The sequence below is a fragment of the Nocardia jiangxiensis NBRC 101359 genome (assembly GCF_000308615.1).
In the GTDB taxonomy this organism is placed as follows: Bacteria; Actinomycetota; Actinomycetes; order Mycobacteriales; family Mycobacteriaceae; genus Nocardia; species Nocardia jiangxiensis.
This window is the reverse complement of record NZ_BAGB01000052.1, coordinates 1-6831: the sequence shown is the minus strand read 5'-3', so window position 1 is coordinate 6831 and position 6831 is coordinate 1. Positions and strand designations below refer to the sequence as shown.

The 6831-nt window shown below is 66.1% G+C and carries 5 protein-coding genes and 1 pseudogene; 5 read left to right on the top strand and 1 reads right to left on the bottom strand.

Annotated features, from left to right (window positions below):
* Window positions 1-3519 (bottom strand): WXG100-like domain-containing protein (locus ON40_RS23690; protein ID WP_040826250.1); only part of this gene is annotated, 3519 nt, incomplete at its 3' end.
* 383 nt (window positions 3520-3902) lie between these two features.
* On the opposite strand from ON40_RS23690, the gene ON40_RS23685 reads away from it, so the two are divergent.
* The 5 genes and pseudogenes from ON40_RS23685 to ON40_RS23665 form a co-directional block, all read left to right on the top strand.
* Window positions 3903-5003: an amidohydrolase family protein gene (locus ON40_RS23685; protein WP_040826248.1), complete on the top strand. Its 1101-nt coding sequence runs from the start codon at window positions 3903-3905 to the stop codon at window positions 5001-5003.
* Window positions 5004-5374: 371 nt separating this feature from the next.
* Window positions 5375-5809: a 30S ribosomal protein S16 gene (rpsP, locus tag ON40_RS23680; protein ID WP_040826246.1), complete on the top strand. Its 435-nt coding sequence runs from the start codon at window positions 5375-5377 to the stop codon at window positions 5807-5809.
* Window positions 5810-6055 (top strand): RNA-binding protein, encoded by a 246-nt coding sequence (locus ON40_RS23675; RefSeq protein WP_040826244.1) that lies wholly within the window; start codon window positions 5810-5812, stop codon window positions 6053-6055.
* A gap of 32 nt (window positions 6056-6087) precedes the next feature.
* Window positions 6088-6642 carry a ribosome maturation factor RimM gene (gene rimM / locus ON40_RS23670; RefSeq protein WP_040826251.1) on the top strand — a complete coding sequence of 185 codons (555 nt, stop codon included), beginning with the start codon at window positions 6088-6090 and terminating at the stop codon, window positions 6640-6642.
* A 37-nt stretch (window positions 6643-6679) separates the two neighbouring features.
* Window positions 6680-6831: pseudogene (locus ON40_RS23665) on the top strand (tRNA (guanosine(37)-N1)-methyltransferase TrmD); the annotation flags it as partial.

Genomic DNA, 6831 nt, shown 5'->3' with positions numbered 1-6831 from the left:
ACTCAACTCGTTCAACGCCGCATTCTTCTCGTGCTCCGACCCACGCAGAATCCGCTCGTTCAACTCCCCATCACTCAACCGGGTCAACGGACCCGACTTCTCCGACGGCTTGCCCGGACCCGCCAACACCTCGTAATACTCCTGCCGCGCATCCGCCGCAGCCCTCGCCGCCACCACCCGCTCCCTGGCCACCGCCTCGAAAGTCTCTCCACGACCGATCCGCCCCGACAAGAACGCATCCCACCGCACCGACCCCGCCTCCCGCGACGAAGCGACGAGCTTGTCCAACGCATCCTCAACCGTCCGTAGATGTTCCGCCGCGGCCTGCTCATAGGCAGCGTGAGCAGCTGCCTGCTCGCCATCGACGGGGTGCTCGCCGGTGGCGGCATGCTCGTCGGCTCGGGCGGTATCGAGACGCTTCCGTGCATCCTCGAGGCGTTCACGAGAATCGGTGATCCGGTCGGTCTGCTCTCGGCGCAACCGTGCCGCGCGCGCCTCCGACTCGGCAATATCCCTGCGCGCCTTAATGATCGGATCCTCGGGCCGGGGCTCGACCCGGGCCGCGATGACCGTCGCACCGTCTTCGTAGCTGACTCCGGTGATCCGGTAGGTGGTGTCCCGGGCCAGCAGCAGATGATGCGTGTCGAGGTGATCCTCTCCGACGTACACACCTCGTGTGCCACGCGGGATCTCCAGTTGCATGCGGTAGGAACCGCCGGTCGCCGAGGCTGGTTGGTCACGCAGCGGCAGCGACATATACCCGGACTCACGCTGAACGGTGTCTACCAGGTCCTGAGTGTTGCGGCCCGTGAACGGATTACCGTTCTTGTCGACCAGGACGCCCGGGTCGGTGAGGGCTCGGTCGATGCGAATCGCCTGCGGCAGTGGCAATTCGTGCCCGGTCGCACTGTCCAGCAACTCGATGTTGCGGCCGATGGCGCCGGGTTCGAACGGCTGATGCAGATTCTGCTCGAAATAATCGGACCACAAGCGATACAACGCCGCACGGTCCCGCAGCTTGTTCCACAGCTGCTCGGGATCCTCCCGGGACAGGATCTCGTCCAGCGCCGCCAACTCCCGATCATCGTCCGGAGTGCGGTTCCTGTTCTCCCGCAACATGTTCTGCCGCTCATGCAATCCCTCGATCGACAGATCACGCAATGCGGGAATATTCGCGGCGACCCGGTCCGGACCGGTCAGCACACGCGCGGTGTCGTGATCGCCGCTGAATTCGGCGTACCGGTTACCGATTTCCTCGGGCGGGAGGTTCCGTAGCAGATCGTTGACCATGGCGATATCCCGATTGCCGTCCAGAACGTCCCTTTCGGCAATCGGCAGATCGTCTCGGGTGTTCAGCCGGTCGGCAGCGAAATCGCCAGCGTGCGAGAGTGATTCGAACCCGCGTACCTCACCCGCATCGGTCTGTGAATCGCGCAGCGGGGATCGAACCTCGTCCGTCGCCGAGATCGGAGAATCGATCGTGTGTGAGCCATTCTCCTCGCGGGAGATCGGTGATTCGGTCGTGCGGGAAGTGGCCGCGCTGCGGGAGCTGGACGAAGCCGGTGTCGCGTGCCGGGGCACCGCCTCGATCGTCTCGGAACGCTCCGGGGCAGACGAGCCCGAACGCAGCCGCGTTTGGTTCGAAAGAGGCTGTATCGCAGACGATTTGGCTGCCGGTTCGGCCTTGTGTCCGGCGGCCAACCGCGACGCCGGACGTGACCCGTCGTCGATCCGCGACAGACTCGGGCGTCCGGGGTTCGAGGTCCGGTTCGAGGTGTCGGACCTGCCGCTGGTCTCGCGGGACGGATCCTGTGCCTGCTCCCGAACTGGCATATCGGACTGCGGAATTCGCGAGGACTTGCCCGTCGAATCCTGTGAAATCGGGGCCCTCGGCCGTGACGCGTCGTCCATGGATGTCCGGGTCGAGCTGGACACCAACTCCGATTCATCGGTGACATCTTCGACGGTGACTCGATATCGGCTGCGGTCCGGGTTGTCCACCGGAGTATCGGCCCGGTGCGCGGATTCGGAATCCGAGCCATGCGACCGGGGTCGCTCACCCTGCCGGAACGGGTTCGTCTTCGAACTCCGCTCATTCGAGCCCTGCACGCTCGACCGCGGCTCATCGTCCCGAGCGACCGGGTTCGTCTTCTCATCCCGCACACTCGATCGCGGGCCATCCTTCCGCTGGAACGGATCGGTAGTCCGCTCTCGAACAGACTGCGGCGTCGTCGAATTCGACTCGGCACGAGTGTCGCGCGCGTTCTGCCCCTGCGCCGCAGTCGAATGCGTCTTCGTGACATTCTCCGGAACCTCGTTACGAGCCCCGTCGTTCCTGTTGTCCTGCAACGGAGTTGAACGCTGCGTCCCATTGGTTGCCGGGACGCCTCGGCGTTGCCCCGACGGCGAAGTGGCCGGAGAATCCTGGGACCGCGAATCCCCTTTACTGCCAGAAGTTTTGGTGTGGGAGTCGCCGTATTTCGCATCGGAAAGGAACGAGCTGCCGTCGTTGAAGGAGTCGCCGTCGCTGTATGCCGGTGGCTTGTCCTCGCTGAAGTCGGTGGTGAGCGGGTGGTATCCACCCCCACCAGCAGTGAACGTGCCCTGGAAATGTCCCAGCACGCCGTGTACGCCACCGACCAGACCACCACCCACACCACCCAGCAGCGCCGCCGGATCGAACTCCCAATTCCCCGTCAACGCCCCATAGGTCACGATGCCCGCACCCGCACCCACCACACCCGCGGGAATACCGGACCCCACCGCCACCAAACCGGCCTTCCACCAGTTCATCCCACCGTTCTTGGCAACCCAACCCCCCAAATACTTGCCACCGAAATGACCGATCGGCGTAGCCACACCACCGGACACCGCACCCACAGCCCCGGTAATGAACATCTGCTTGACGTTGAAACCCTTACTATGCCCCTCACTCAACTCGATCCCCTGCGCCAGCGCATCGGTCCCCAACCCGATCGCACCCTGCTTCAACACCTGAATCGCGGTCAACTTCCACAACGGCGTCGCCGCCAACCGCGACGCCCGCGCAGCCAACGCCCCCGCCAACCGCGACGCGATCAACCGCATGATCCCCGCACCCTCGGCCTCGATCAACGGCACCGCCCACGCCCCCCACAACGTGGCCAGCGCATACGCGATCTCCGCGGCCATCACCGCCAAAGTGATGATGATCTGCAACTTCGCGTACTCGGTCTGCTGCCCACAATCGAACACCGAATCCGCCAACTGCTCGAGCCCCTCCACAATCTTCTCCACCGAGGAATCCCCCGAGAAGAACTGCTCGAACTGCGACTTCATCTGATCCGCACCACTACCGCTGTAGTTACCCGTCGCGGTATCACACGCGGCACGCAACGGAGCGATGACCGCGTTCAACGCATTCGCCGCATCGGTCCAGTCCTGACTCAACGCGAACAGGGCATCCTCATCCCCCTTCGGCCACGAGGATCCCGCCAGATACGACAACCACTGCAGCCCGGCAGGCATCTCGATACTCATCGCTCAGTGCCTCTGCCGCCGGACCATATGCGTCACCGAGATGCGACGGAGGCCGAGGATAAATGCGGGATCGAGCGTGCGTATGGACCGGCGGCATCAGACAACTCCCAGATGTCGGTTCGCAACCGGTCGGCGATCACGTCGAGTTCTCCCGCTGCTCAGCACTATTCGATGTTCGCGGCTGGGCACAGACCGCCGAGGTCAGAATACTTCCACAGGGCAATCATTTCGACCCGAACGGTGAAGCCGACCGGCGATCACGACACGACCCATCGATGTGCGCGACGTGGTGTACGCCGTGTCCGGCCCCGGTGCGGACCGCGACCGATATGCGAGCGGGCAGTAGTTTGTGATGGAGAACGTCGACGTGAGCAGGAGGCGGTATGCGATTGCATCTACGGGGAGTGGTTCTTCCGGACGAGGATGTGCGCGATCTGTGGATCCGCGACGGACTGATCTCCTTCGAGCCGATCGCCGACGCCGAAACCCTCTGTGCCGCAGGCTGGATCGTGCCGGGACTGGTGGATGCGCACTGCCACGTCGGCATCCGCTACGGCGGCGGGCACGAGGACGACGCGGGGGCGATCGCCCAGGCCGAGACCGAACGCGATGCCGGGGCGCTGCTGCTGCGCGACGCCGGTTCACCGATCGATACCCGCTTCGTCGACGAGCGCGAGGATCTGCCGAAGATCATCCGCGCGGGTCGCCACATCGCCCGGCCCAAACGCTATATCCGCGAGTTGGGCATCGAACTGGACGACGAGCGCGATCTACCGCAGATCGTCGCCGAGCAGGCTCGTCGCGGCGACGGCTGGGTGAAGATCGTCGGCGACTGGATCGATCGTTCGGTGGGCGATCTGCGCCCGCTGTGGAGCGATGCGGTCCTGAAGGAGGCCATCGACGCCGCCCACCGCGAGGGCGCCCGGGTCACCGCGCACGTCTTCGGCGAGGACGCGCTACCCGGCCTGATCAGCGCGGGCATCGACTGCCTCGAACACGGCACCGGCCTGACCGGCGAAACCGTCGAGATGATGGCCCACCACGGCACCGCCCTGGTCCCGACCCTGATCAATATCGACACGTTCCCCGAAATCGCCGACAGCGCAACGAAATTCCCCGTCTACGCCGCCCACATGCGCGACCTGCACCGCCGCGTCCGCGACACCGTCGCGCACGCCCACGCCGCGGGCGTGCCCATCTACACCGGCACCGACGCGGGCGGTTCGATCCGCCACGGCCGCATCGCCGACGAGATCGACGCCCTCGCAGGTGCGGGCCTGTCCCGCCACGACGCCCTGGGCGCGGCCTCCTGGAACGCCCGCGAATGGCTCGGCCGCCCCGGCATCGAACACGGTGCCCCGGCGGACCTGGTCGTGTACGACCAGGACCCCCGCACGTCGGGACAGATCCTCGCCACACCCGCCCACGTGGTCCTGCGCGGCAGGGTCCACAAACGCCGAGACCCTGTCACGGGCCACCGCTGACCCGTCCGAGGCATTCCGCAGTCGTCGACCGTCGGGTGTTGCCTGCTCCGGGGCCACGGTGGCAGCTGATACCAGGGCAGGGCCGCGATGCCGATGCCGGTGAGGTTGTCGTTGCGCCCGCGCCGGTCCCGGTCGAGATTCCGACGGCGCGGCTGCGCTGATCGCGGGCCGATTTCGAGACGTCGGGGCCGTTCTGGCACAATTGTCGATCGTCCTCATCGAGGACAGGTGTCAGCCCGTCTCCGGTTACGTACCGCGCGGCGGTCACACACTCAAACGCAAAACCGGGCCCGCGTTCCGTGCGGGTCGCTGAATTGCGCCGTGACCACTCAGGCTGCCTGCGGGCGGCCGTCATCGAAAGGCGATAGCCCATGGCTGTCAAGATCAAGCTCACCCGGCTCGGCAAGATCCGCAACCCCCAGTACCGCATCATCGTCGCCGATGCGCGCACCCGCCGCGACGGCCGCGCCATCGAGAACGTCGGCAAGTACCACCCGAAGGAGGAGCCCTCGCTGATCGAGGTGAACTCCGAGCGCGTGCAGTACTGGCTGAGCGTCGGCGCGCAGCCCACCGAGCCCGTGCAGCGCCTGCTGGAGATCACCGGTGACTGGCAGAAGTTCAAGGGCCTGCCGGGCGCCGAGGGCACGCTGAAGACCAAGGCGGAGAAGCCGTCGAAGCTGGATCTGTTCAACGCCGCGCTGGCCGCCGCCGACAGCGAGCCGGTTGCCGAGGCCGTGACGCCGAAGAAGAAGGCCGCGAAGAAGGACGCCGAGGCGGAGGCTCCGGCCGAGGCCGAGGCCGAGTAAATGAGTGCCGTTGTTGCCGATGCCGTGGAACATCTGGTTCGCGGCATCGTCGCCAATCCCGACGACGTCCGCGTCGAGCTGATCACCAGCCGTCGCGGCCGCACCGTCGAGGTGCACGTGCACCCGGACGATCTGGGCAAGGTGATCGGGCGCGGCGGCCGCACGGCGACCGCGCTGCGCACGCTCGTGTCCGGGATCGGCGGCCGGGGCATCCGGGTCGACGTCGTCGACACCGATGCGGGCTGATACCCGCGCCCCGCGTGAGCGGGGATGATCCCATGGAACTGGTAGTCGGGCGGGTCGCCAAATCGCACGGTGTGCGCGGTGAACTCGTCGTGGAGGTCCGCACCGACGAACCCGAGCTGCGTTTCGTCCACGGCGCCGTCCTGAAGGGGCGGCTGCCGCGGGCGACGGCAGTGCGGGAGTACACGGTCGAATCGGCTCGGGAACATTCGGGTCGGCTTCTGGTCCGGGTGCAGGGCGTCGCGGATCGCTCCGAGGCGGATGCGTTGCGCGGCATGCTCTTTCTGGTCGACACCGACGATCTGCCGCCCTCGCAGGATCCCGACGAGTTCTACGACCACGAGCTCGAAGGACTGTCGGTGCAGCTGGCCGACGGCACCGTGGTCGGCACCGTGGACGAGGTCCTGCATTCGGCTGCGGGAGAACTGCTTTCGGTCCGTGCGGCCGCGAGTTTCGACGGCGTGGAGTCCGCCGCCGAGCCGGGCCGGGAGATTCTGATTCCGTTCGTCACCGCGATCGTGCCCACCGTATCGGTCGCCGAGGGCCTGATCGTGATCGATCCGCCCGAGGGACTGCTCGACAAGGAGTAGAGCAATGCCCGAGGGCGTCGGGGAATCCTCCGCAGCACTGCGCATCGATGTCGTGACGATCTTCCCCGAATATCTCGAGCCGATGCGAACGGCGTTGCTGGGCAAGGCCATCGACAAGGGGCTGGTCGAACTCGGCGTGCACGATCTGCGCCGCTGGACCCACGACGTGCACAAGGCCGTGGACGATTC